The sequence below is a fragment of the Nocardioides proteolyticus genome, assembly GCF_051280635.3.
In the GTDB taxonomy this organism is placed as follows: Bacteria; Actinomycetota; Actinomycetes; order Propionibacteriales; family Nocardioidaceae; genus Nocardioides.
This window is the reverse complement of sequence record NZ_JBNBPO030000034.1, coordinates 1-20,347: the sequence shown is the minus strand read 5'-3', so window position 1 is coordinate 20,347 and position 20,347 is coordinate 1. Positions and strand designations below refer to the sequence as shown.

21 protein-coding genes, 1 tRNA gene and 1 riboswitch are annotated in these 20,347 nt (G+C 73.3%); of the genes, 12 read left to right on the top strand and 10 right to left on the bottom strand.

From position 1 onward, the window contains the following. Positions 1–104: 104 nt before the first annotated feature. From ACPOLA_RS17230 to ACPOLA_RS17210, 5 genes are all read left to right on the top strand, one after another. Complete coding sequence (locus ACPOLA_RS17230) at positions 105–542, top strand: DUF3052 domain-containing protein (RefSeq protein ID WP_435771736.1); 438 nt, start codon at positions 105–107, stop codon at positions 540–542. A gap of 10 nt (positions 543–552) precedes the next feature. Continuing rightward, complete coding sequence (locus ACPOLA_RS17225; protein WP_435771735.1) at positions 553–2,184, top strand: AMP-binding protein; 1,632 nt, start codon at positions 553–555, stop codon at positions 2,182–2,184. After that, positions 2,181–2,660, top strand: coding sequence for a peroxiredoxin (locus tag ACPOLA_RS17220; RefSeq protein WP_435771734.1), 480 nt, complete (start codon positions 2,181–2,183; stop codon positions 2,658–2,660). The genes ACPOLA_RS17225 and ACPOLA_RS17220 overlap by 4 nt, the downstream gene beginning before the upstream one ends. 266 nt (positions 2,661–2,926) lie before the next feature. Further along, positions 2,927–2,998 (top strand) — tRNA-Val (locus tag ACPOLA_RS17215). Between the two features lie 127 nt (positions 2,999–3,125). Next, positions 3,126–3,296 (top strand): hypothetical protein, encoded by a 171-nt coding sequence (locus tag ACPOLA_RS17210; RefSeq protein ID WP_435771733.1) that lies wholly within the window; start codon positions 3,126–3,128, stop codon positions 3,294–3,296. Positions 3,297–3,302: 6 nt separating this feature from the next. Here the strand turns inward: ACPOLA_RS17210 and ACPOLA_RS17205 are convergent, their stop codons facing one another. Together ACPOLA_RS17205 and ACPOLA_RS17200 are read right to left on the bottom strand one after the other, a co-directional pair. Further along, entirely contained in the window at positions 3,303–4,028 is a 726-nt protein-coding gene (locus tag ACPOLA_RS17205) for a response regulator (protein WP_435771732.1), read from the bottom strand. A gap of 152 nt (positions 4,029–4,180) precedes the next feature. After that, on the bottom strand, positions 4,181–4,519 hold the full coding sequence (locus ACPOLA_RS17200; RefSeq protein ID WP_435771731.1) for a winged helix-turn-helix domain-containing protein: 339 nt from the start codon (positions 4,517–4,519) through the stop codon (positions 4,181–4,183). A gap of 349 nt (positions 4,520–4,868) precedes the next feature. Between ACPOLA_RS17200 and ACPOLA_RS17195 the strand changes: the two genes are divergently transcribed. Both ACPOLA_RS17195 and ACPOLA_RS17190 read left to right on the top strand, forming a co-directional pair. After that, positions 4,869–5,273 carry a hypothetical protein gene (locus tag ACPOLA_RS17195; protein WP_435771730.1) on the top strand — a complete coding sequence of 135 codons (405 nt, stop codon included), beginning with the start codon at positions 4,869–4,871 and terminating at the stop codon, positions 5,271–5,273. An 8-nt stretch (positions 5,274–5,281) separates the two neighbouring features. Continuing rightward, entirely contained in the window at positions 5,282–6,157 is an 876-nt protein-coding gene (locus ACPOLA_RS17190; protein WP_435771729.1) for a serine/threonine-protein kinase, read from the top strand. A 43-nt stretch (positions 6,158–6,200) separates the two neighbouring features. On the opposite strand, the gene ACPOLA_RS17185 is transcribed toward ACPOLA_RS17190, so the two are convergent. The 3 genes from ACPOLA_RS17185 to ACPOLA_RS17175 are packed head-to-tail and all read right to left on the bottom strand — an operon-like array spanning position 6,201 to position 8,765. Continuing rightward, a complete protein-coding gene (locus ACPOLA_RS17185) occupies positions 6,201–6,872 on the bottom strand; it encodes a response regulator transcription factor (RefSeq protein WP_435771728.1) in 672 nt (223 codons plus the stop codon). Further along, positions 6,857–8,353 (bottom strand): sensor histidine kinase, encoded by a 1,497-nt coding sequence (locus ACPOLA_RS17180; protein WP_435771727.1) that lies wholly within the window; start codon positions 8,351–8,353, stop codon positions 6,857–6,859. The genes ACPOLA_RS17185 and ACPOLA_RS17180 overlap by 16 nt, the downstream gene beginning before the upstream one ends. Next, positions 8,325–8,765 carry a hypothetical protein gene (locus ACPOLA_RS17175; RefSeq protein WP_435771726.1) on the bottom strand — a complete coding sequence of 147 codons (441 nt, stop codon included), beginning with the start codon at positions 8,763–8,765 and terminating at the stop codon, positions 8,325–8,327. Before ACPOLA_RS17175 ends, ACPOLA_RS17180 begins: the two co-directional genes overlap by 29 nt. 191 nt (positions 8,766–8,956) lie before the next feature. Here ACPOLA_RS17175 and ACPOLA_RS17170 point away from each other — a divergent pair, with 191 nt between their 5' ends. Next, positions 8,957–10,510, top strand: coding sequence for an AMP-binding protein (locus tag ACPOLA_RS17170; RefSeq protein WP_435771725.1), 1,554 nt, complete (start codon positions 8,957–8,959; stop codon positions 10,508–10,510). Here the strand turns inward: ACPOLA_RS17170 and ACPOLA_RS17165 are convergent. Beyond that, positions 10,489–11,034 (bottom strand): hypothetical protein, encoded by a 546-nt coding sequence (locus ACPOLA_RS17165; protein ID WP_435771724.1) that lies wholly within the window; start codon positions 11,032–11,034, stop codon positions 10,489–10,491. The genes ACPOLA_RS17170 and ACPOLA_RS17165 overlap by 22 nt on opposite strands. Beyond that, positions 11,030–11,175, top strand: a riboswitch (cobalamin riboswitch). (Overlaps the previous gene by 5 nt.) Here ACPOLA_RS17165 and cobN point away from each other — a divergent pair. The 4 genes from cobN to ACPOLA_RS17145 all read left to right on the top strand — a co-directional run bounded on the left by cobN (position 11,175) and on the right by ACPOLA_RS17145 (position 17,708). Further along, on the top strand, positions 11,175–14,813 hold the full coding sequence (gene cobN / locus ACPOLA_RS17160; protein ID WP_435771723.1) for a cobaltochelatase subunit CobN: 3,639 nt from the start codon (positions 11,175–11,177) through the stop codon (positions 14,811–14,813). Its footprint overlaps the riboswitch before it by 1 nt. After that, positions 14,810–15,556 carry a precorrin 6A synthase gene (locus tag ACPOLA_RS17155; protein ID WP_435771722.1) on the top strand — a complete coding sequence of 249 codons (747 nt, stop codon included), beginning with the start codon at positions 14,810–14,812 and terminating at the stop codon, positions 15,554–15,556. The genes cobN and ACPOLA_RS17155 overlap by 4 nt, the downstream gene beginning before the upstream one ends. Continuing rightward, positions 15,553–16,977, top strand: a complete 1,425-nt coding sequence (locus ACPOLA_RS17150; protein ID WP_435771721.1) for a cobyric acid synthase — start codon at positions 15,553–15,555, stop codon at positions 16,975–16,977. Before ACPOLA_RS17155 ends, ACPOLA_RS17150 begins: the two co-directional genes overlap by 4 nt. Next, positions 16,974–17,708: a cobalt-precorrin-6A reductase gene (locus ACPOLA_RS17145; RefSeq protein WP_435771720.1), complete on the top strand. Its 735-nt coding sequence runs from the start codon at positions 16,974–16,976 to the stop codon at positions 17,706–17,708. Before ACPOLA_RS17150 ends, ACPOLA_RS17145 begins: the two co-directional genes overlap by 4 nt. 24 nt (positions 17,709–17,732) lie before the next feature. On the opposite strand, the gene ACPOLA_RS17140 is transcribed toward ACPOLA_RS17145, so the two are convergent. Genes ACPOLA_RS17140 through ACPOLA_RS17125 form a run of 4 tightly spaced genes read right to left on the bottom strand, consistent with a single transcriptional unit; the run spans position 17,733 to position 20,163 of the window. After that, positions 17,733–18,170: a hypothetical protein gene (locus tag ACPOLA_RS17140; RefSeq protein WP_435771719.1), complete on the bottom strand. Its 438-nt coding sequence runs from the start codon at positions 18,168–18,170 to the stop codon at positions 17,733–17,735. Then, positions 18,157–19,107, bottom strand: a complete 951-nt coding sequence (locus ACPOLA_RS17135) for a cobalamin biosynthesis protein (protein ID WP_435771718.1) — start codon at positions 19,105–19,107, stop codon at positions 18,157–18,159. Before ACPOLA_RS17135 ends, ACPOLA_RS17140 begins: the two co-directional genes overlap by 14 nt. 7 nt (positions 19,108–19,114) lie before the next feature. Beyond that, complete coding sequence (locus ACPOLA_RS17130; RefSeq protein ID WP_435771717.1) at positions 19,115–19,930, bottom strand: CbtA family protein; 816 nt, start codon at positions 19,928–19,930, stop codon at positions 19,115–19,117. Positions 19,931–19,938: 8 nt separating this feature from the next. Beyond that, entirely contained in the window at positions 19,939–20,163 is a 225-nt protein-coding gene (locus ACPOLA_RS17125; protein ID WP_435771716.1) for a CbtB domain-containing protein, read from the bottom strand. Between the last annotated feature and the right edge of the window lie 184 nt (positions 20,164–20,347).

Sequence of the window (20,347 nt, the reverse complement as noted above, 5' to 3'; positions counted from 1 at the left end):
GGTACCGAGGGGTTGCGCCGCACCTTGCCACTCCGCTGGACTACTCCCTAGTCCCGCGCCGCGGGCGTCGTCGTACCCCCCCGAGAAAGCCTGGAGGACACACCGTGACTTCGACCGCCACCGGCGGCAGCAACTCATCCGGCCCGACCGGACCCGCCGAGCGGATGGGGCTCAAGCCCGGGACGGTGGTCCAGGAGCTCGGCTGGGACAACGACACCGACGACGACCTGCGCGTCGCGATCGAGGACGCCATCGACGGTGACATGGTCGACGGCGACTACGGCAACGTGGTCGAGGCGGTCGTGCTCTGGTGGCGTGACGACGACGGCGACCTCGTGGACGGGCTCGTCGACGCGCTGACCGACCTCGTCGGCGGAGGCGTGATCTGGCTGCTGACCCCGAAGGTGGGACGTCCCGGCGCGGTCGACCCGGCCGACATCGCGGAGGCCGCGCCCATCGCCGGCCTGTCCCAGACGACCACGGCGACGGTGAGCAAGGACTGGGCGGCCACCCGCCTGGTCGCGCCGAAGACCGTCGCCTGAGAATAGGCCCATGCGTACGCTCCCGACGCGCCTCAAGGACGCTGCCGTCAGCCTGAAGATCCTCACCGAGTCGGGAATCGTCCGGCCGTACTCGCCGGTGGTCCTCGCGGGGCTGCTCAACGCCCTGCGGCAGTGGAGCACGACGCCCGCCGGCGGGTTCAAGACCCTCGCGCTGCGCGTGCCCGACCGGACCGCGATCGTCGACGAGCGGGGCTCGATCACCTGGGCCGAGCTGCACACGCGCAGCAACGGCCTCGCCCACGCCCTGCGCGCCCGCGGCGTGCGCACCGGCGACGGGGTCGCGGTGATGTGCCGCAACCACCGCGGCTTCATCGAGGCGTCGGTCGCGATCAGCAAGCTCGGCGCCGACGTCCTCTACCTCAACACCGCGTTCGCCGGCCCGCAGCTGGCCGACGTCGTCGAGCGGGAGAAGCCCCGCGTCGTGGTGCACGACGAGGAGTTCACCGACCTGCTCGCCGACGCCGACATCGAGGACCGTGTGCTGGCGTGGACCGACGGCGAGCCCACCGCCGACTCGATCGAGGGCATGATCGCCGCGTCCACCGAGGCCGGGAAGACCCACGACCTGAACCCGCCCGGCCGCAGCGGCCGCACGATCATCCTCACCTCCGGCACCACCGGCACGCCGAAGGGCGCTCCCCGTCCGCAGGGCGGGGTGCCCGCCGCGGTCTCGCTGCTGTCGCTCATGCCGCTGCGCAGCGGCTGGAAGTGCCACGTCGCCGCCCCGCTGTTCCACACCTGGGGGTTCGCCCACTACCAGCTGGCGATGCTGCTGGGCACCACCCTGGTCCTCACCCGGAAGTTCGACCCCGAAGGGGCGCTGCGCCTGCTGCGTGAGGAGCGCTGCGACTCCTTCGTCGTCATCCCGGTCATGCTCCAGCGGATCCTCGCCCTGCCGCAGGAGACCCTCGACCAGTACGCCCTGCCCGAGCTGAAGGCGGTCGCCTCCTCGGGGTCGGCGCTGCCCGGCGACCTCGCGACCCGCTGGATGGACCGGTACGGCGACAACCTCTACTCCGTCTACGGCTCGACCGAGATCGCGTGGGCCTCGATCGCCACGCCGCAGGACCTGCGCGAGTCACCCGGCTGCGCGGGGCGGCTGCCGCACGCGACCGTGGTGAAGATCTTCGACACCGACGGCAAGGAGGTGCCGCAGGGGGAGCCCGGTCGGATCTTCGTCGGCAACGACCTGCAGATCGAGGGCTACACCGGCGGTGGCGGCAAGGAGGTCATCGACGGGCTGATGTCCTCCGGCGACGTCGGCCGCTTCGACGAGGAGGGCCGCCTCTTCGTCGAGGGTCGCGACGACGAGATGATCGTCTCCGGCGGCGAGAACGTCTTCCCCAAGGAGGTCGAGGACTGCCTCGCCCGCCACGAGGCGGTGGCCGAGGTCGCCGCCGTCGGCGTGGACGACGACGACTTCGGCAAGCGGCTCCGGGCGTTCGTGGTGCTGGGCTCCGACGCGCCGTCGGTCACCGAGGACGACCTGAAGGGGTGGGTGCGGCAGAACCTCGCCCGTTACAAGGTCCCTCGCGAGATCGTCTTCCTCGAGGAGCTGCCGCGCAACGCGACCGGCAAGGTGCTCAAGCGCGAGCTCGCCTCCCACGAGGCGCAGGAGTGAGCGCAGCGGCGGGCATCGAGCTCGGCGCCCCCGCCCCCGACTTCACCTTGCGCGACCAGTTCGGGCAGGACGTCACCCTGTCGTCGTACCGCGGCGCGAAGGCGGTGGCCCTGGTCTTCTACCCCTACGCCTTCAGCGGCGTGTGCACCGGCGAGATGGGCGTCATCCGGGCGCACCTGGACGAGTTCCTCACCTTCGACACCGAGGTGCTCGCCATCTCCTGCGACCCGGTCTACGCCCTGCGTGCCTTCAGCGACGCCGACGGCCTGAACTTCCCGCTCCTGAGCGACTTCTGGCCGCACGGTGCCGTCTCCAGCGCCTACGGGGTCTTCGACCCCTCCGCGGGCTGCCCCGAGCGGTCGTCGTACGTCGTGGACAGGGCGGGCCGCGTCAGCTGGGCCGTCCATCACGACAAGACCGAGCCGCGCGACCTCCGTGCGCACCTCGCCGCCCTGCATGCGGCGGCCGGTGCGTGATCGCGGGGGACCCGGTCCCGGCTGTCTAGTCCGTTCTGGGGATTTTTCAACGAAATCTGCGCGAACGGTTGGCCGCCTCGCGCGCCGCGGCTAGAGTCGTACTCGTTGAACCGCTGGTGACCCGAGACGCCGGCGGTTCAGCGCTTTTTGGCCGAGCGTGTCTCCGGCGCGAAGCGGGCGAGCAAGCTCGCCGGCGGCGCCTCGCGCCACGCTGCCGGCGGTTCCTCGTGGGCGAACCCCCTCCGCTACGCTGAGGCGGCTTTCTGGGGCGCATAGCTCAGCGGTAGAGCTCCTCGCTTACAACGAGGCGGTCACAGGTTCGATCCCTGTTGCGCCCACCCGGACCGCGAGTGCAAATTCTGGACCCCGATCGGGTCGTGCGTTAGGCGTGGCGCCGGTCGGGGCGTAGTGTCGAGGCAAGCGACCGCCACACTGACGGCCACTGAGAGCCGGGACGGGGTGGTCATGCAGACCTCTGCCGAAGTGCACGTACGGGTCGAGGGCACCACCGTGCCCGGCCTGGTCCTGAAGTGGAACGCCGCGCGCGACCGCGCACTGGTCACCTTCGACGATGCGGGCACCGTCCGCACCCAGTGGCTCGCCTCCGACGACGTCTACTTCGACGTCGAGGTCTGAGCGCGCTCAGACAGCCGTCTGCAGCGAAGCCGATCGGCCTGACGCCGGGCCGGCGGTGGTCGCGGGCCGCGGCACCCGCTCGCCTCGGGCCTCGGTGAGGCGGACGGCCAGGAGCGCGGCCTGGGTGCGGTGTTGGAGGCCGAGGCGGGCGAGGAGGCCGGTGACGTGGTTCTTGACGGTCTTCTCGGCGAGGTAGAGCTGTTCGGCGATCTGGCGGTTGGTCATGCCTTCGGCGATGAGGAAGAAGATCTTGCGTTGCTGGGGGGTGAGCTCGGTGATGACGTCGAGGGACTTCTTCTGCATCTCCATCTGCTCCACGACGCGGCTGGCGACGGTGGGGTCGATGAGGGAGTGGCCGCCGGCGACGAGGCGGATGCCGCTGACCAGGGAGTTGCCCTCGATGCGTTTGAGGACGTAGCCGGAGGCGCCGGCGAGGATGGCGGCGGAGATGGCTTCGGGGTCGTCGTAGGTGGTGAGGATGAGGGCCTTGATGGCGGGGTCGGTGGCGCGCATCTCGCGGCAGACGTCGATGCCGCTGCCGTCGGGGAGGTGGTTGTCGAGGACGACGACGTCGGGGCGCAGGGCGAGGATCTCGCGCAGGGCGACCGTGGCGCTGCCGGACTGGCCGACGACCTGGATCGACGGGTCGGCCTCGAGGAGGCTGGCGACGCCACGGCGGACGACCTCGTGGTCGTCGACGAGGTAGACGCGGATCAGGTTCTCATTGGCCACTACCGCAGTGTCGCCGGTCGTGGTGTGCAGGTGAAGAGCCCGGCGTCAAGACTGGCCGGGGGAGGCGGGACCATGGTCCATGGTGACTAGGCACCCATCTCCGAAGGGTCCTAGCGATCCGGTGCCTGACGCGGCTTCCCGGTGGCGGCCCCTCAGGACCGGTCGTCCGGCGGCGTGGGCCAGACGGCCGGATCGGCGAGCACCGTCCTCAGGTCGTCGATCTCCCGCGCCAGCCGCGAGCGCAGCTCCTCGAGCTCCGGGAGCGGGTCCCCCGGGGCGGTCGCCGCTCCGGGCAGGACGATGGCGCCCGCGCCACGACGCAGCTCGATGGCGCCGTGCGCGACGAGCAGCCGTCGCGCCTGGCCGACCTCGTGCCGGCTGGCGTCGTACCGGTCCTGGAGCTGCCTGATCGTGGGCAGCGGCTGCCCGGGGCGGAGCTCGCCGCGGGCGATGCGGTGCAGCAGGTCGGCTGCGATGTCGTGGGGGGTCATCGTTGGGTGTCCCAGATCGGTGCGTGCAGGAACCCGAGAACCCGAGTAGTCCTCCAACGAGGCAGCCGGCGGGAGGGGACGTGTGATCCGACTCTCACAGCCGCGTACGCGGAGTCGGCTCCGACCGGCTGCTCGTCTGAACCGGCCGGAGCCTCGCCGTCGACGGCGATCGCGCGCTCGTCGTCGAACGACTACCCGCGTCTCTACCCGAAAGGTGCCGGCTGACTCCGGTCGCTGCTCGGACTGATGAGAGGGCTCTCATCGAGGGCTCACGGCCACCTCACGCCCGGTCGGGATGGTTCTGCCACGACGTCGGACCGACCGGTGTCGACGATGGAGGAGGACCACCATGCAGAAGAAGCCCCTCGTGGCGACGATGACCGGCGTCGCCGGTCTGCTGGCCTCGGGCCTGACCGTGAGCCTGCTGGCCTTCCCGGCCGACGCCGGTGACCGGCAGCTGGCCCTGAAGCGGGACGAGGAGACGCCCGACATCGTCCTCGTCTCCGACGATGATGACGACGATGACGACGCCTCGCGCCGCGTCGTCGCCCGTGACGTGGACACCACGCGCAGCCGCGCCTCGCGCACTGGCAACAGCGGCGACCGGTCCCGCACCGGTGCTCGCAGCGGTCGCGACGACAGCCGGTCTGGGCGGGCGGTCCGGGACTGGACCCATGACGGGAAGGGTCCGAAGAAGCGGGACTGGTCCGCCAACCGCACCAACGACCGCAGCCGCAACAACACCCGGCGGTGAGGTCGGCCGTGGAGCTGTCGTCCTGGGGATTCACCGAGGGTGACGCGATCACCCCCGAGCTGACCGCGATGCGGCTGCTCGGGGGTGGCTCGGCCTACGAGGCCTATCTCGCGTTCGACGAGATCACCTACGGGCCGGTGGTGGTCAAGGTCGTCCGCCCGGACGAGGTCGGCGACGAGCACACCCTGCGCGGCATGGTGCGTGAGGCGACCGCCCTCGACGTCGCGCACCACCCGGTGGTCGTCCGCGGGCTGCGCCACGACGCGGACGCGGAGCGGCCGCACCTCGTGCTCGAGCACGTCGAGGGGCCGAGCCTGGCGCACCTGATCCGGAGGCACCGGCGGCTGTCGCCGCAGCAGTACCTGCCGCTCGCGATCGACCTCGCGTCCGCGCTGCACTTCTTCCGCCACGCCGACGTGTGCCACCTCGATCTCAAGCCGAGCAACGTCGTGATGGGCGCACCGGCCCGGCTGATCGACCTGTCGGTCGCGCGGTCGGCCGAGCGCGCGGCGGAGATCACCGGCAACATCGGCACCGACGCCTACATGGCTCCCGAGCAGGCCGCGCCCGGTCCGTACGGGCGGCCGGGGCCGGCGAGCGACGTCTGGGGCCTGGGGTCGACGCTCTTCCACGCGGTGGCCGGCTACCGCCCGTTCCCGGAGGGCGACCCGGGTGCCGAGGAGCCGTCCGCACGGTTCCCCCAGCTGCTCGTGCCGCCCGCCGAGCTGCCGCCCGACGTCCCCGCCGTGGTGGCGAAGGCGATCCACGCGATGCTGGAGCCCGACCCGGCCGACCGGCCGCTGCCGCATGAGGTCGCCGAGGCGCTCGAGCCGGAGCTGGCCGCCCTGCCGAAGCCCCGGCTGAGCTGGAAGGCGCGGCCCTGACCCTGGGCCGCCTGGTTCGGCAGGGCTCCGTGGGCCGCAGGACTCACCGGTCGAACCGGTAGCCCATCCCGCGGACCGTGCTGATCGACCGGGCGCCGAGCTTCCTCCGCAGGTAGCCGACATAGACGTCGACCACGTTGGACCCGGGGTCGAAGTCCAACCCCCACACGTGATCCAGGAGCTGCTCGCGGGAGAGGACCTGGCCGGCGTTGCGGAGGAAGATCTCGGCCAGCGCGAACTCGCGGGCCGACAGCTCGACCTCCCTCCCGCCCACGGTGGCGCGGCGGGTCCGCAGGTCCAGGCGCACGCCTCCGGCGTCGAGCGAGGCCGGGGCTCCCGCGCCGTCGGCGGGGACCGACTGGCGCAGCCGGAGCCGCACCCGCGCGCTGAGCTCGGCGAACCGGAAGGGCTTGGGCATGTAGTCGTCCGCGCCACCCTCGAGGGCGGTCACCGTGTCGGCCACCGAGTCGCGCGCCGTCAGCACGATGACCGGCACCCGGGAGCCCTGCGCGCGCAGCTGGTCGAGGACCTCGAAGCCGTCCACGCCGGGCAGCCCGATGTCGAGCACCACGAGGTCGAACTCGCCGGACAGCGCGTGGTCCAGTCCCGCGGGGCCGTCGGCGGCCACCGTGGTCTGGTGGCCCTCGGCACGCAGGCCCTTGGCGATGAAGGAGGCGATCCGCTGCTCGTCCTCCACGATCAGGATGCGGGCCATCGCGCCTCCTCGGCACCGTCTCGGAGAGCGCCGTCGGCGGGGCGGACGACGGGCACCGCCACGACGAACCGCGCTCCGGAACCGGCCGGCACGTCGGGGTCGACGTACGCCCGACCGCCGTGGGCGTGCGCGATCGCGGCCACGATGGAGAGGCCGAGGCCGAAGCCCTCGTCGCCCGGGGGTACGACGGCGCGCCCGAAGCGCTGGAAGATGCGGCTCCGATCCTCGGGGGCGACGCCCGGCCCGCTGTCGTGGACCCAGCACGCGAAGGTCGTCCCCGTGACCGCGGCTCCCACCGCGATCCGGTCCCCTCGGCGGGTGTGCTTGACCGCGTTGTCGGCGAGCGCGAGCAGTGCCTGGGTGATCCGCTGCCGGTCGAGCACCAGCTCCTCGGGGAGCCCCTCGGGCGGCAGGTCCAGCACCCAGTCACGGTCGCCGAGCGCGCGCGACTTGCCCAGCGCGGCCGCGACCAGCTCGCCCGGGTCGGTCGGCTCGAGGGAGAGGAAGTCGGGACGGTCGCTCTTCGCCAGCAGGATCAGGTCGCCCACCAGGCGCGACATCCGGTCCACCTCGTCGAGCAGCAGCGCCCTGGTCTCCGCCACCTCGCTCGGATCGGCGGAGTCGAGCAGCTCGAGATGGCCTCGGAGAACGGTGAGCGGGGTGCGCAGCTCGTGGCCGGCGTCGTCGAGGAACTGCCGCTGGCCGTCGAACGCCGCCTCCAGGCGCGCCAGCATGCCGTTGACCGTGCGGCTGAGCGCCGTGAGGTCGTCGTGCCCGGTCTCGGGGATGCGCCGGGAGAGGTCGGTGGCCCGGATCTCGTCGGCCGTCTCGCGCAGCACGCGCAGGGGCCGCAGGAGCCGCCCCGACTGCCACGCGGCAGCGCCGGCCACGATCAGCAGGGAGAGGAGCGCGACGATCGCGTACGTGCGCATCGTGTCCTGCAGCTCGGCGCGGTCCTCGTCCAGGTAGGCCACGACCAGCAGGGCACCGGTCTCCCGGCCCTGGGTGACCGGCTGGCTGGTGATCCGGACCTCGCCCCGGTCGGTGTCGATGCGCGTGGAGCCGCCGGCGGTGACCAGCGGCCGGGCGGCCGTCTGGAACGCGGGGTCCTGGGGGAGGTCGTCCTGGTGGGCCTGCGGGAACTGGTAGCGCGGCTCGCCGTCGTACCAGGCGACGAGCAGCTCGTCGTCGTCGGGCACGTTGCGCTCGAGGAACCTGCGGAGCAGCGATTCCACGTCGAACGGCCGGCCGGTCTGCGGGTCAACGCCCTCCCGCTGCAGCGCCTCGAACTCCTCCAGCTCCTGCTCGACCTCGCGCTGGACCGACTGCTCGATCCGGCCGCGCTCGACCACCTGGACGATCACGCCGGCTCCTGCGAGGGCGGCGGCGACGAGCACGGCGACGGTGAGGGTGATCCGCGTCCGGACCGAGATGCTGGGGCGCCGGGGTCGCTCAGTCGTCGTCCCCGTCGTCCCCGTCACCCCCGTCGTCGTCCCCCTCGTCGTCATCGTCGGTGTCGTCCCTGTCGTCCCTGTCGTCGTCTCGGTCGCCGCGCTGCCGGTCGTCCCGGCGGTCCCGGTCGTCCCGGTCGTCCCGGTCGACACGGTCGTCGTCACGGGGGACCGGCTGGGGCCGAGGGGCCGGGGCCTCGCCATTGTCGTCCGCGGAGTCGCCGCTGCGCTCCTCGGCCCGGTCGTCGCGGCCCCGGCGCTCCCGAGGACTCCGAGAGGGGGCCGCGGTCGACGGCGTCGCGGAGGGTGCGGTGTCGTCGAGCTCGATCGGGGCCCGGGCCGGGGGTTCGTCGCTCGCCGCGCTCACCAGCGACCCGGCGACGAAGCCACCGAGCGGCAGCACGACGGCGAGGGCGACGAGGGCTCTGGTGAACGTGCTCATGGCGGACACGATCCTGCCCGATGGTGGGGCACGGGTGAGCCCGGGATGAGAGGTCTCTCATCTTCGGCGGCGGAGCCGCTCGGCGCAGCGGACCCGCCGCTCGTCGTACGACGTCCCGGGTCGGGCGGCCGTCCGAACCAGCCGCTCCTAGAGTGGCAGGAGTCACATCCGGCCATCCCAGGAGGCGCCCCGTGTTCGTACCGTTCAGCGTCAACGACTTCCTCGACCGGGCCGTGCAGGTGTACGGCGACCGGGTCGGCGTGGTGGACGAGCCGACGCAGCCCGCGGCGAGCCAGGGAGAGCTCGCCTACCGGCAGGTGGGTGAGCTGGCGCGGCGGCAGGCCGCGCGGCTCGACGAGCTGGGCATCGGCGTCGGTGAGCGGGTCGCGGTGGTCAGCCACAACAGCAGCCGGCTGCTGACCTCGTTCTTCGGCGTGAGCGGCTGGGGACGGGTGCTGGTACCGGTGAACTTCCGGCTGCGGCCCGACGAGGTCCAGTACATCGTCGACCACTCCGGCGCCCGCGTGCTCTACGTCGACCCGGAGCTGGAGGACTCGCTCGCCGAGGTGACCTGCGAGCACAAATTCCTCCTGGGCGACGACGACGCGCTCTACGCGGCCCCGGGCGCCGAGCCCAAGGACTGGCAGCCGGACGAGGCGGCCACCGCCACGATCAACTACACCTCGGGCACCACGGCGCGGCCGAAGGGCGTGCAGATCACCCACCGCAACATCTGGGTGAACGCCCTGACGTTCGGGCTGCACGCCCAGATCAGCGACCGCGACGTCTACCTGCACACGCTGCCGATGTTCCACGCCAACGGCTGGGGCATGCCGTTCGCGATGACCGGCATCGGCGCGCAGCACGTCGTGCTCCGCAAGGTGGACGGCGCCGAGATCCTGCGCCGGGTCCGCGACCACGGCGTGACCGTGATGTGCGCGGCGCCCGCCGTCGCGGCCGCCGTGCTGGACGCCGCGCAGGACTGGGACGGACCGATCCCCGGGCGCGACCGGGTGCGGATCATCATGGCCGGCGCCCCGCCGCCGACGAAGACGGTGCTTCGGGTGCAGGAGGAGCTCGGCTGGGAGTTCATCCAGATCTACGGCCTGACCGAGACCTCGCCCCTGCTGACCTTCAACCGCAGCCGCGCCGAGTGGGACGACCTGCCGGCCGAGGAGCGGGCGCAGCGGCTCACCCGCGCCGGAGCACCCGCGTTGGGCGTCCGGCTCGCCATCGACCAGTCCGAGGAGGGCGCCGGCGAGGTGCTGGCCCGCTCCAACGTGGTGCTCGAGGGCTACTGGGAGCAGCCCGAGGAGACGGCGAAGGCGCTCGCGGACGGCTGGTTCCACACCGGGGACGGTGGGTTCCTCGGGGACGACGGGTACCTGACGATCGCCGACCGCAAGAAGGACGTGATCATCACCGGCGGGGAGAACGTCTCCTCCATCGAGGTCGAGGACGCGCTGTTCTCCCATCCGGCGGTGGCCGAGGTCTGCGTGATCGGCGTGCCGAGCGAGAAGTGGGGCGAGACGATCAAGGCTCTCGTCGTGCTCACCGGAGACGCCGAGCCGGGCGCCGAGACCGAGGCGGAGCTGATCCGCTGGTGCAAGGACCGGCTGGCCGGCTACAAGGCTCCGACGTCGGTGGAGTTCCGCACCGAGCTGGCCCGGACCGCGACCGGCAAGCTGCAGAAGTTCAAGCTGCGGGCGCCGTACTGGGAGGGCTACACCCGCCAGGTGAACTGATCGGCGGGCACCAGCGTCGCCTCCCAGCCGGCTGACCGCCAGCGGTCGACGGCTGCCGGCGCCCAGGCGGCGGCGTCGTCGGCGGCTCCGGCGACTATGTCGACCTTGGTCGCCACCCCGGTTCCGGGGCCGGCGACGGGTTCGGGCAGCGGGTGGCCGCTGATCGGGTCCACGCCGCCCACCGCGTCGACGCACGTCGCGCGGGACAGGCCGATCCCGAGGCGGCGCTGGTGGAGCGTCAGGCTGAGCGCCGCGACACCGGCCTCCTCGTAGCCGACCAGGGACAGGTCGTCCGGCGGGTGCACCGACGACTCCCGCGCGTAGCGCACCGACCGCAGCAGGTCGCGACCGTCGACCCAGTGCGGCACGACGACCCGGAAGCCGCCGCGGCCCGCGATCCGGGTCGCCAGGGCCGCGACCCGGTCCGGCTCCGAGCGCACCAGCGGGTGCCACAGGAGGAGGGTGTCGGCGTTCGGATGTCCGTGCACCGCGACCTGGAGGCCGGGCGCCTGCTGCGTGCTCACACCGATCACCGTAGGCTGAGCGCCCACACGCCCGTGGAGCAGGAACCCGGTGCAAGCCCGGGGCGGTTCCGCCACTGTGATCCCTCTCCGTCCCCGGACGGCTGGGGAGAGCCAGACACTGGCCGCGGCGCGTCCGACCGATGAGGGGCGAGAACCCCGAGGAGGAGCCCGTGCGGGTTGCACTTCTGTCCACGTCCGACACCGACCTGCTCTCGGCCCGCGCCAGCGGGGCCGACTACCGGTGGGCGAACCCGTCGCGGTGCGAGGTCGCCGACCTGACCACGCTCGCCGCCGGCAGCGACCTGGTCGTGGTGCGGCTGCTCGGCTCGCCGCAGCAGTACGACGCCGAGCTGGCCGCGGTCCGCGCCGCCGGACGCCCGGTCGTGGTCCTCGGTGGCGAGCTGACCCCCAGCGCGGAGCTGATGGAGGAGTCGACCGTCCCCGTCGGGGTCGCCGCCGACGCGCACCGCTACCTCGCCGAGGGCGGGCCGCGCAACCTGGCGCAGCTGCACCGCTTCCTCTCCGACACCGTGCTGCTCACCGGCGAGGGGTTCGAGCCGCCGGAGGTGATCCCCGCTTGGGGCCTGCTGGAGCGGCCGGCGCGCTCGACGTCGGCCACGGCGACGGCCCCGCCGTCCGCGCGGGTGGGCGTGCTGTTCTACCGCGCCCACCACGCGAGCGGGAACACCGACTTCGTGCACGCCCTCTGTGACGCGATCGACGCAACCGGGGAGGCCGTCGCCGTTCCGGTGTTCGCGGGCTCGCTGCGGGCCGCGCCCGACGAGCTCTACGACGCCCTCGGCGACCTCGACGCGCTCGTGGTGACCGTGCTCGCCGCGGGCGGCACCGTGCCGGCCGCCGCCAGCGCGGGTGGCGACGACGAGACCTGGGACGTCGAGCGGATGGCCGCCCTCGACATCCCGGTCCTCCAGGGGCTGTGCCTGACCAGCAGCCGCGCCGAGTGGGAGGCCTCCGACGACGGCGTCACCCCGCTGGACTACGGCAACCAGGTGGCGATCCCGGAGTTCGACGGGCGGATCAGCACCGCTCCGTTCTCCTTCAAGGAGGTCGACCCCGACGACCCGGCCGGCCTGCCGTCGTACGTCGCCGACCCGGAGCGGTGCGCCCGGGTCGCCGGCCTCGCCGTCGGCTACGCCCGGCTGCGCCACGTGCCGAACGCGGACAAGCGGCTCGCGCTGATGCTCAGCGCCTACCCCACCAAGCACTCCCGGGTCGGAAACGCCGTCGGCCTCGACACGCCGGTCTCCGCGGTCCGGCTGCTGCGACGGCTCCGCGACGCCGGCTACGACCTCGGCGCGGACAACGACGTCGCTCGCGTCCTGACCATGGCCGACGACACCGAGGCCGGTGACGCGCTGATCCACGCGCTGATCGCCGCCGGCGGGCAGGACGAGGAATGGCTGACCCAGGCGCAGCTCACCGACGCCCACGTCCGGATCGGCAAGGCCGACTACGACGCGTGGACCGCCGGCCTTCCCGCCGACCTGCGCGAGGAGATGGTCGAGGCGTGGGGGGAGTCGCCCGGGTCGCTGTTCGTCAACGACGACGGGGAGATCGTGCTGGCGACCATCCGGGCCGGCAACGTGGTGCTGATGATCCAACCGCCGCGCGGGTTCGGGGAGAACCCGGTGGCGATCTACCACGACCCCGACCTGGCGCCGAGCCACCACTACCTGGCGGCGTACAAGTGGGTCGAGCACGGCTTCGGCGCGCACGCCGTGGTCCACCTCGGCAAGCACGGCTCGATGGAGTGGCTGCCCGGCAAGAATGCGGCGCTCTCGGCGTCGTGCGCCACCGACGCGGCGATCGGCAACCTGCCGCTGATCTACCCCTTCCTCGTCAACGACCCGGGAGAGGGGGCGCAGGCCAAGCGCCGGGCGCACGCGACCATCGTCGACCACCTGGTGCCGCCGATGGCCCGCGCGGAGAGCTACGGCGACATCGCGCGGCTCGAGGGGCTGCTGGAGGAGTACGACAAGATCTCGGCGATGGACCCGGCCAAGCTGGCCGCGATCCGGGGCGAGATCTGGACGCTCATGCAGGCAGCGCAGATGCACCGCGACCTCGGGCTGGAGGACCGCCCCGAGGACGAGGAGTTCGACGACTTCCTGCTGCACGTCGACGGCTGGCTGTGCGAGATCAAGGACGCCCAGATCCGCGACGGCCTGCACGTCCTCGGGCAGGCGCCCGACGGCGAGGCCCGGGTCAACCTCGTGCTCGCCATCCTGCGCGCCGCGCAGGTCTGGGGCGGGCAGGCCAGGTCGGTGCCCGGCCTGCGGAGCGCCCTGGGTCTCGCGGCCGACGCGCCCACCACCGAGGTGGACCGGGTGGAGGCGCAGGCCCGCGAGCTGGTCGAGGCGATGGAGAAGGCCGGCTGGGACCCCGAGCGCGTCGACGACCTGCACGCCGACGCCGACGTGCGGACGGTGCTGCGGTTCGCGGCGACCGAGGTCGTGCCGCGGCTCGCCCGCACGACCGACGAGCTCGACGCGGTGCTGCACGCGCTCGACGGCGGCTTCGTGCCGGCCGGGCCGTCGGGATCGCCGTTGCGGGGCCTGGTCAACGTGCTGCCGACCGGCCGCAACTTCTACACCGTCGACCCCCGCGCCGTGCCGTCCCGCCTCGCCTGGCAGACCGGCCTGGCGATGGCCGACTCGCTGCTGCAGCGCTACCTCGACGAGGAGGGCCGCTATCCCGAGTCCGTGGGCCTCTCGGTCTGGGGCACCTCGGCGATGCGCACCAGCGGCGACGACATCGCCGAGGTGCTGGCGCTGCTGGGCGTGCGGCCCGAGTGGGACGAGGCGTCGCGTCGGGTGACCGAGCTGGTCGTCGTACCGCTGGAGGAGCTGGGGCGGCCGCGGGTCGACGTGACCGTCCGGATCTCCGGGTTCTTCCGCGACGCCTTCCCGCACGTGGTGGCGATGCTCGACGACGCGGTGCGGATGGTCGCGGCGCTGGACGAGCCGGACGAGATGAACTTCGTCCGCGCCCACATGCGCGCCGATCTGGCCGAGCACGGTGACGAGCGGCGCGCGACCACCCGGATCTTCGGCTCCAAGCCGGGTTCGTACGGCGCCGGCATCCTGCAGGCGGTGGAGTCCGGCACCTGGCGCGACGACGCCGACCTGGCGGAGGTCTACACGGCCTGGGGCGGCTTCGCCTACGGCCGCGACCTCGACGGGGCGCCGGCCGCCGACGACATGCGCACCAACTACCGCCGGATCAAGGTCGCCGCGAAGAACATCGACACCCGCGAGCACGACATCGCCGACAGCGACGACTACTTCCAGTACCACGGCGGCATGGTCGCCACCGTCCGCGCGCTGACCGGCGCCGACCCCAAGGCCTACGTCGGCGACTCCACCACCCCCGACGCCGTCCGGACCCGGACCCTGCAGGAGGAGACCAACCGGGTCTTCCGGGCCCGCGTGGTGAACCCGCGCTGGATCGGCGCGATGCAGCGTCACGGCTACAAGGGCGCCTTCGAGCTGGCGGCCACGGTCGACTACCTCTTCGGCTTCGACGCCACCGCCGGGGTCGTGCACGACTGGATGTACGAGTCGCTGGCGAAGGAGTACGTCCTCGACGAGACGAACCAGGAGTTCCTCCGCACGTCCAACCCGTGGGCGCTGCGCAGCATCGTCGAGCGGCTGCACGAGGCCGCGGAGCGGGGCCTCTGGGCGGAGCCCGACCCCGAGGTCCTCGCGGACCTGCAGGCCGCCTACCTCGAGGTCGAGGGCGACCTGGAGGACCGGTGAGCCCGTCGGTGAGCGCCTCGGCCGCCGCGTCGGTGCGCGTGCTCGGCTTCGGCATGGGGCCACAGCACGTGACCCCGGAGGTCGCCTCGGCGCTGCGCGGGTGCGACTACGCCGTGGCGGTGGAGAAGCGCGCGGACGACCCGCTGCTCGCCGTACGCCGCGCGGTGTGCGAGAGGCACGGCGTGGAGCTGGTCGTGGTGCCCGACCCGGAGCGCGACCGGTCGCCGGGACTGACCGGCGAGGGGTACGGACGCGCCGTCTCCGACTGGTACGACGCCCGGCTGGCGGCGTACCGCACCGTGCTGGAGGAGCGGGGCGGCGTGGCCGCGTTCCTGGTCTGGGGCGACCCCTCCCTCTACGACGGCACGATCCGCGTCGTGGAGGCGCTCGGCGTGCCGTTCGACGTGCTGCCCGGCATCAGCGCGCCGCAGCTGCTGGCCGCGCGGCACCGGGTGGTCCTGCACGAGGTCGGCCAGCCCGTGCACGTGACCACCGCACGACGGCTGCGCGACGACGTGGCGGCGGGCCAGGACAACCTCGTCGTGATGCTCACCTCCGGCGTCGACCTCGACGGCCTCGACGACTGGCAGGTGTGGTGGGGCGCCAACCTCGGCGGCACGGGGGAGCGGCTGGTGAGCGGGCGGGTCGGCGACGTGGTCGGCGAGATCGAGGCCGGGCGCGCGGCGGCCAGGGCAGAGGCGGGCTGGGTGATGGACCTGTTCCTGCTGCGGCGGGTCGCGTGACCGCCCTCCTCGTCGCCGGCACCACCTCCGACGCCGGCAAGAGCATCGTGGTGACCGGGCTGTGTCGGGCGTTCGCGCGGCGCGGGATCAAGGTGGCGCCGTTCAAGGCGCAGAACATGTCCAACAACTCGATGGTCGTGGTCGACGGCGCGGGGGACGCCGGCGAGATCGGGCGCGCGCAGTGGGTGCAGGCGCTGGCGGCGGGAGCCGAGCCCGAGGTGGCGATGAACCCGGTGCTGCTCAAGCCCGGGAGCGACCGGCGCAGCCACGTGGTGCGGATGGGCCGGCCCGACGGCGAAGTCTCGGCGCGCAGCTGGGTCGACGGCCGGGCCCGGCTCGCCGAGTCGGCGTTCGCCGCCTTCGACGACCTCCGCTCGCGTTACGACCTCGTCGTCGCCGAGGGCGCGGGCAGCCCGGCGGAGATCAACCTCCGATCCTCCGACTACGTCAACCTGGGCCTCGCCCGGCACGGCGACGTCCCGACCGTCGTGGTGGGCGACATCGACCGCGGCGGCTGGTTCGCGGCCGCCTACGGCACGCTCGCCCTGCTGGAGCCGGCGGACCAGCGGCTGGTCGCGGGGTTCGTGGTGAACCGGTTCCGCGGCGAGGAGGCGCTGCTCGCGCCCGGCCTGGCCGACCTCGAGCGGCGCACCGGGCGGCCGACGTACGGCGTGCTCCCGTGGCACCCCGACCTGTGGCTCGACTCCGAGGACGCGCTCGACCTGCAGGGCCGCCGCGCCGCGGCCGAGGCCGGCCGGCGGGTCGCCGTGGTGCGGCTCCCGCGGATCAGCAACTTCACCGACGTCGACGCGCTCGGACTGGAGCCGGCCCTCGACGTGGAGTTCGTCTCCGACCCGCGTCGGCTCGCCGACGCCGACCTGGTCGTGCTCCCCGGCACCCGCTCCACGATCGCCGACCTCGCCTGGCTGCGCGAGCGAGGGCTCGATGCGGCCATCACCCGGCACGCGGCTGCCGGACGGCCCGTTCTCGGCATCTGCGGCGGCTGCCAGATGCTCGGCCGCCGGATCGACGACCCGCACGGAGTGGAGGGGCCCGCCGGTGCGTCGGTCGAGGGTCTCGGGCTGCTCGACCTGGTCACCACCTTCGCCGCGGAGAAGACGCTCAGGCTGGTCGAGCCGTCGGGCTACGAGATCCACCACGGCCGGGTCGAGGGGGAGCAGCAGCGCGGTCCGGTGACCGGGACCATGGTGCACGGCAGCCTCGAGGACGACCCGACACGCGCCGCCTACCTCGCGGCCGCACTCGACGTGGCCTCCACCGCGTCGTTCCCCGCCGCTCGCGCCCGCCGCCTGGACCTGCTGGCCGACCTCGTCGAACAGCACCTCGACGTCGACGCGCTGCTCGCCCTCGCCAGCGACGGCGTGCCTGCGCTCCCGACGATCACGGGGCGGCTCGGATGAGGGTGCTGCTGCTCGGCGGCACGGCCGAGGCCCGCGAGCTCGCGGCGCTGCTCGTGGCCGACGGCGTGCCGGTGACCTCCTCGCTCGCCGGTCGGGTGGCCCGGCCACGGCTGCCCGTCGGCGACGTCCGGATCGGCGGCTTCGGCGGGGTGCCGGGGCTCCGCACCGCCCTTCGCGACTACGACCTCGTGGTCGACGCGACCCACCCCTTCGCCCAGGGGATGACGCGCAACGCCGCCGCGGCCTGCGCTGCCGAAGGCGTCCCGCTCCTGCGGCTGGAGCGGCCCGGCTGGGCCGACCGGAGCCGACCGTCGTGGACCTGGGTCGACACGCACGAGCAGGCCGCCGACGTCGCCGGCGAGCTGGGCCGGGCGCCCTTCCTCACCGTGGGGCGCCAGGAGCTGGCACGGTTCGTGCCCCGCCTGCACGGGCGCCCGGTGCTGGCGCGCGTGGTCGACGTGCCGGACCTGGTGCTGCCGGAGGCATGGCGGCTGGTGACCAGCCGCGGGCCCTACTCCCTCGACGGCGAGCTGGCCCTGATGCGCGACCACGGCTCCGACGTGCTCGTCACCAAGGACTCCGGCGGCAGCTACACCTGGCCGAAGCTGGAGGCCGCCGACGAGCTCGGCGTCCCCGTGGTCGTCGTACGCCGGGCGCCGGGACCGGAGGGCGTGCCGGCCGTGCACGACGCCGGTGCCGCCCACCGGTGGGTCCGCGAGCTCTGCCCCTGACTCCCCGGCCCGCTTCCGCCCCGCTCAGGCGCCGTCCGCCGGGCGGAACTCGTGACCGTGGCGCCCGTCGTGGGTGCGCCGGTCCTCCTTGAGCTCGGACTCGTAGAGGTGGCGCTTGCCCTCGACCAGCGCGTCGCGGGCGTCCTTCTCGAGCCGCTTGAAGGTGTCGTAGTAGCCGTCGTCGTACTCCTCGACGATCTGGAAGGTCCACCGGCCCTCCAGCACGTTGCGCCCGACGAGCTCGCGCTCGAACCGCTCGGCCAGCTCGGTGTGTCCCGCCTCGCGGAGCTGCTGCACGCCCTTGCCGAGGGTGAAGTCGGCGGTGCCGCTGAGCCGGTGGAACGTGTAGAGGTGGCCCCGGGCGATCTCGATCGCCTCCAGGGCCTCGGAGATGTTGCCCAGTGCCTCGACGGTCAGGTCGTCGACGCCCTCCGGCCGGGTGTGCGCCTCATCGCTCGTCATGGAGCGATCGTGACAGACGGCGGAAGCCGAGCACGGCGGTCACGGCGACGGTGACGGCGCCGCAACCCACCCGTCGCGCCAGGCGACGCGCCCGGCCCAGGTCACCGGGACCGGGCGGCGGGCCGTCGCCCAGCACCGCACGGTGCTCGGTCCGCTGCGCGTCGGGTGGACCGTAGACGTTGGTGCCGCCGAGCCGGACGCCCAGCGCGCCCGCGAAGCTCGCCTCCACGGGCCCCGCGTTCGGGCTGGGGTGGCCCGCCGCGTCGCGCCGCCAGGCCCGCAGGGCGCCCCGGTGGTCGGGCCCGAGCACGACGGCCAGGGCGGCGGTGAGCCGCGCGCCCGGGAGGTTGAGCGCGTCGTCGAGACGTGCCGCGGCCCAGCCGAACCGCTCGTAGCGCGGGCTGCGGTGCCCGACCATCGCGTCGAGGGTGTTGGCGGCGCGGTGACCGAGCAGCCCCGGGACCCCCGCCAGGGCGCCCCAGACGAGCGGCGCGACCACCGCGTCGGACGTGTTCTCGGCCAGCGACTCCACGGCGGCGCGGACCACCTCCGACGCGTCGAGCCGCGTCGTGTCCCGCCCGACGAGATGGGTCAGCCGCACCCGGGCCTCGGGCAGCCGGTCGTCGGCGAGCAGCCGGTCGACCGCGGCGCCCTCACGGTCCAGCGAGGTGCCGCCGAGCACGGCCCACGTCGCGGCGGCGGTGAGGAGCGTGTGCGGCACCGGGCGTCGTACGCGCTCGGCTGCGAGGCCCACCGCGACCGCTCCGCCGACCAGCACGGCCACGTGCACCACCCCCGCGGGCCGGCTGTCCCGCCACAGCCGACGCTCCAGCCGAGCCGCCACCGTGCCGAAGACGGCGACGGGGTGGCCGCGCCGCGGATCGCCGAGCAGCAGGTCCGCGGCGTAGCCGAGGACCAGGCCCGCAGCGCGGCTCACCGATCCGTCACAGGGAGGCGGCGAACGCCCGTCGCTCCGCCTCCGCGGCCGCGCGGTCGTGCAGCCGGCCGACGAGCACGGTGAGGGTCACGCCGATGGCCGCCCAGAGGGCTCCCAGGGTGAGCAGGGCCGAGCGCCGGAAGTACCAGAGCGTGTCCGCCGGGAACGCGCCCACCTCGTTGACCGTCGGCAGCAGCCAGCCGGTCACCGACACGACGACCAGGTAGCCACCGGCCGCGAGCATGGCCGCGGTCCAACCGTTGAGCCGAGCAGCGAGCCGGGTGGCGAGGACGACCATCGCGATCGCGGCGAGCACCGAGACGAGCAGCAGCCCGAAGTACGACGCCGTGCGGCCGCCGATCGTCTCGCCGCTGCCGACGGCCGGCGGGGTCGCGGGATACTTGGCGAACGGGACCAGCGCGACGGCGACGAAGCCGATCAGCGCGACCAGAGCCGTCGTACCGCGTGCGGAGAGCCCCGGCAGCCGGCCCACCGCGGCGGCCGCCGCCAAGGCGGTCATGCCGCCGAGCGCGGTGCCGATGGCGAGCGTTCCGGTGAGCAGACCCCAGCTCTTCTGGTCGTCGCGCGAGATCTCGACCATGCCCGGCTCGGCGTGCTCGTCGTCTGCTGTCGCCTCGTCGCCGGTGGCCGCGGCCGCTGCGGACTCCTCGAGCGCGATCGCATCGTCGACGTAGGGCTCACCGAACGCGAACGCCACCGCGAACGCGATCAGGCCGGCGACGAGGCCGGCGGCGAGCCCACGGATCAGGAAGGCGGCCGGGGTGAGGGCAGACCTCTCCCCGGCGGCGGGTGCCGTGGCCACGTCGTGGCTCAGTGGCAGGGGTAGCCGAGGAGGTGGCGGGCGTCGTGCACCCACTCGTGGACCGCGTTGCCCGCAGGGAACGAGATCGCGCCCTGGCCGGCGCTGACGAAGAAGACCACCAGCATCGCCAGCAGGCCGAAGAAGACGACCCAGGTGCCCAGCTGGAGCAGCGGGACCGCGGGGACCTCGACGGCGGCGGTCGGAGAGAGGGGAGCAGCGGACGACTGCGACATGTGTCCTCCTCAGGGATCGTGCGTCCCTGTTCGATGGGATGGATGCGCAGGTGCGAGTGTCTGACTTCACCACCCCATCGCTGGAGCGGTGTCACAGTAGCGCGACTGTGCCGGACTCCCACCGGCTTCCTCGTGCCTGCGCTGGTCAGCCTAGGGCATGGGGTGGGGTGGGTGACAGAGGCTC

Coding starts and splice junctions, on each gene's coding strand:
- ACPOLA_RS17125 (WP_435771716.1), bottom strand. CDS start 20,163: ATGTCGCAGTCGTCCGCTGCTCCCCTCTCTCCGACCGCCGCCGTCGAG.
- ACPOLA_RS17175 (WP_435771726.1), bottom strand. CDS start 8,765: ATGAGCACGTTCACCAGAGCCCTCGTCGCCCTCGCCGTCGTGCTGCCG.
- ACPOLA_RS17210 (WP_435771733.1), top strand. CDS start 3,126: ATGCAGACCTCTGCCGAAGTGCACGTACGGGTCGAGGGCACCACCGTG.
- ACPOLA_RS17140 (WP_435771719.1), bottom strand. CDS start 18,170: ATGACGAGCGATGAGGCGCACACCCGGCCGGAGGGCGTCGACGACCTG.
- ACPOLA_RS17145 (WP_435771720.1), top strand. CDS start 16,974: ATGAGGGTGCTGCTGCTCGGCGGCACGGCCGAGGCCCGCGAGCTCGCG.
- ACPOLA_RS17195 (WP_435771730.1), top strand. CDS start 4,869: ATGCAGAAGAAGCCCCTCGTGGCGACGATGACCGGCGTCGCCGGTCTG.
- ACPOLA_RS17200 (WP_435771731.1), bottom strand. CDS start 4,519: ATGACCCCCCACGACATCGCAGCCGACCTGCTGCACCGCATCGCCCGC.
- cobN (WP_435771723.1), top strand. CDS start 11,175: ATGAGGGGCGAGAACCCCGAGGAGGAGCCCGTGCGGGTTGCACTTCTG.
- ACPOLA_RS17185 (WP_435771728.1), bottom strand. CDS start 6,872: ATGGCCCGCATCCTGATCGTGGAGGACGAGCAGCGGATCGCCTCCTTC.
- ACPOLA_RS17225 (WP_435771735.1), top strand. CDS start 553: ATGCGTACGCTCCCGACGCGCCTCAAGGACGCTGCCGTCAGCCTGAAG.